At 33.2% G+C, this 3,789-nt stretch carries 3 protein-coding genes and 1 pseudogene; all 4 read right to left on the bottom strand.

What is annotated here, in order from left to right:
* Positions 1-168: 168 nt before the first annotated feature.
* Complete coding sequence (locus tag LPH68_RS25705) at positions 169-774, bottom strand: hypothetical protein (RefSeq protein ID WP_008644546.1); 606 nt, start codon at positions 772-774, stop codon at positions 169-171.
* 825 nt (positions 775-1,599) lie between these two features.
* Complete coding sequence (locus tag LPH68_RS25700; RefSeq protein ID WP_008644549.1) at positions 1,600-2,811, bottom strand: hypothetical protein; 1,212 nt, start codon at positions 2,809-2,811, stop codon at positions 1,600-1,602.
* A 55-nt stretch (positions 2,812-2,866) separates the two neighbouring features.
* Positions 2,867-3,295, bottom strand: coding sequence for a hypothetical protein (locus LPH68_RS25695; RefSeq protein WP_008644557.1), 429 nt, complete (start codon positions 3,293-3,295; stop codon positions 2,867-2,869).
* Between the two features lie 23 nt (positions 3,296-3,318).
* A pseudogene (locus tag LPH68_RS25690) lies at positions 3,319-3,789 on the bottom strand (hypothetical protein); the annotation flags it as partial.

Genomic DNA, 3,789 nt, shown 5'->3' with positions numbered 1-3,789 from the left:
TCATAAGAAAATATAGGCACTGACTGAATTAGCTAAATGAGCGGAGAAAAACTTACCACCAAATTTGACGAAGAACCAATAGTAGTATTACTGCTATGCTAGTATCATACTACTAATAGCACTTGGACTGTGCTAAGTTTCCTGCTTCTGTTTCATAACTAAATTTATTTAAAGTGTTATCTCAATAGGTCTAAATCTGATTTGGGTATCAATGAAGTAAAGCTTGTCATCAATACCATACAGCACATTATTAGGTACTGCATCAAAAACCTCATATTCTGCATTGTGATATTCATCCTCATAGACCATTTCAAAGCCTAATGCTTGCATGTGTTCTGCTATTTCTTCCTCTGTAGCTTCTCTTTTAGCTCTGACATAAGGTTGAACTAACACAGCACAAAACTCATGTTGACTGTTATAAGCAAAGCCAATCATCTGATAAGTGACATTGCTAAAGAATACGTTATGAGCTTCTATCCTAATGAAGAAGTTCTCAAGGTCTTCACCTGCATACTCAAAGTTGTTTAACTTGAATACAATATCTTCATGACCTGTGAATACTTCATTTTCTCCCCCTTTACTAAGGTAAGATAAGGGGAGAGAGTTTATGTTAATCCATAAGTTATGTTGAGTAGCAAATAGTTTTAGCTCTTCAATTTGCCTTCTCTTATAGCCTTCTGCTGGTTCAACATTTCCTGCTGCTTTTTTTTCTCTTCTAATGAGATTGGCTGCTTCTGCCAAGAGGCTATTGACTTGAGAGTGCTCTCTATCCATTGCTTGTGGAATTCATTAATATAGGTTCTTTCCATGCTTTAATCATTTAAAGTGGTTGATGCAAATGTAGTAAATCCATTTGGTTCATCCAATATTATTCTTCACTTTGTGCTAGGTTACCTTCTCTTCTTACATGTGAGAACTGGCTATGATGTAAGTATTAGTAGGATAAGAAGCATCTTATTAATAGATAGAGCAAGAAGGCAGAGCATCCAAGACTAGTATAAGGGTTATGTATAATATCAATAACTAGGCACTTGAAAATGATGATACACTTCTTAACTAGGGTCATCTTCACCTTAACAGGCTTCTCCCAAGAGTATTCAGGTTGCCTATAAGTCATCTCTTTAATTAGATGACTATGGTTGTACCAGATGCATAGGATGGCAATCAGCCAACCTATCAGGTTGAACCAAGGATTAATCCACTGATCTTTCAAGTCTACTTGTCCATAAGGCTCATATTTCATAATTATCTTCTGCTATTTAATATTACAAATATGCTGAATATAGTAGAAAAAGCTGTGACTGAACAGATTCCTAACAGCACTCCATTAATGAAAGATGAGGATATAATCCAACCTGCAATACTGGCTATTATAAGCCATTTGATACTTGTAGGAGTAAGTTGTTTAGTAAATAGAGCTACCAAAGTAAAGAATAAACTTCCTATAGAGCCTGTCAAAAAGAGCCATTGTAAATCAGCAAAGTAGCCAATAAGCCCTAGTATGGGTAAGAGTAAAACTATAATCTGTATCATGTCAATCTCGAATTTTAAGTTCTTTGAAATCAATAATCCACTTGTTCTCCAGTAAGAAGTCAGTACTTAATCATTGTTCCAACTAAGCTGAAAAGTATAAATAGTATTATTGATTGGAATATTAATGTTCATATTATCACTCTTCTTATATTTAATGTTAAAATAACCAGCGTATTGAGTCTGATTTTGCAATGTGTTGACTTTAGCATAACCTTCATTTATTTGTGCCTTTATTTGATACTGTTGCTGTAAATAGGCATTGGTATTATTAGATGCATTTTGTTGTGCTGCATATGCTGCTGCTCCATTATAAGATTGTGTGTGACTTTTGCCATAAACAGTGGAATATGATGAAGCAGTAGCATTCATATATCCATATGTGTTTCCAATGAAACCAGAGGCTGAAGTATATGAACTAGTGTAACCATTTCCTGAGAAGTTAGTAGTTGAACTAGAGTATCCTGCTCCAGAAGCAGCAAGTCCTTGAGCCATTCCATACAGAGCCGCACTCCACGCTTGTTTATTCTTTACCTTTTTCATGTATTGTTCATATGATAAGACCTCTAAATCCTGAACAACTTCTTTGTTTTTGTCATAAGTTTTAGCTGTTATTGATAATGGATTAAATAGTAGACTTCTTCCTGTGAAGTTCTGTATGTCAATGTATGGTGTATAATACTTTCCATAACTGTTATTCAGAGTTAGGTAAAGAGAGATGAGCAATCCTTGATGTTTGAAATAGTAAATACTTTGACCATCTTTCATATATATGCCATACTCTTTTACAGGGGTAGAGGCTATATAGTCATCAATATTGATGAAATCCTTCTTTACTTCTGGATTTAATGTTATACCATAGAAGTTAAATGCATCTTTATTATTTTCATCTTCAACCATATCAAATTCAATAGTTGAATCTGGTAGTTTCTCAAATTCTAGACTAAAGTAATGAATTTGGTCTTTTGAATCAAATATCATGTATCTATTTTCTCCTTCACTATTAATGGGGATATTAATACTATTAAGGAGCTTATATCTTTTATTGGTATTCTTATCCTTTAAATATGAATTTTCACCAATATTCATCCAACCTCCTCCTTCAAAGTAATTGATATATTTAAAATGAATTATTGTACTATATTCTCTATAGTCAATTTGTGTAATCTGCATACTCTGAGGATGTTGTTTGCAATGTACATCTGAATATTGTGCATTCATCTTAATAGTAGCTGATAATATGAACCATATTATCATACTGGTTTTCATAATTGTGTTCATAATCTTTTGGTTTTATAAGTTATTAATATATAATTGATTATTCTAATAGAATGAATTATTGTTTATTGGATATTGTCAATTGAAGCTCTTTGAAGTCTACAATCCATTCATAATCCACCAAAAAATGGATGCCTAAGACCCCATGTATCTGTACTCCAGATTCTTCTTGTACATGCTTCATGCCATCAGATACATCTAATACAGAGAAGATTGAAGTATAATTCTTTCCCTCAAAATCAAATGTAGCTTCTATCTGTGGTGTCTCATGTTGCTGACCTTCAAACCCCATAATAGAACCTTGCTTATCTAATGATTTGAAGTTCTTCTGAAAGTGCTCATATACAAAGCTGAATAATATGTTGTTGGTAGAACCGGTATCAATTAATAGACACAAATCTCTATTTGTTCCTGTGTCATCAGTACAAGTGACAACAATAAGGGGTAGCCCTGTCTTTTGCAGTCCCCAGTATAAAGGAAATTCCATATTATATATATTAAAGTTAGTAATCAATCTATATTCCAATAGGCATCCAAGTCTCCTTCAAAAGCATCAGCTAGTCCACTTTCTACATCTTCTCTACTCCATCCATCATAATAATCTCGGCAATCATCATAACTTGAGTCTTCATCATTTGAGTAATATACATGATGGGGGGTATAATTATATGGTAGCTTGGGTTCTTCACGTTTATAGTAAGATAGCTTCAAACACTCTTTTCCTGTATCTTCTTTTGTATGAGCTAGAAAAAATAATTTACCATTAATATTGGAGACGATAGAAATGCAAATTTCTGATTTTGGAAGGTTGTTCACATCAAAAGCCACATATCCCTTGCCGCAACCTATGCTAAAATAAGCTAAGTTGGTTTCTTTTTCTTTAAAAACTCTCAGTAATTCTATGTTGTATAATTTCTTAAAACTATCTATCGGAAAAGTCTTAATATAGATTAGTCCATCTAGTAATGTATAGTTGTATAG

It is taken from the genome of Bacteroides sp. 1_1_30, from assembly GCF_020982715.1.
GTDB classification, from domain to species: Bacteria; Bacteroidota; Bacteroidia; order Bacteroidales; family Bacteroidaceae; genus Bacteroides; species Bacteroides xylanisolvens.
This window is presented reverse-complemented; position numbering and strand designations above follow the sequence as displayed.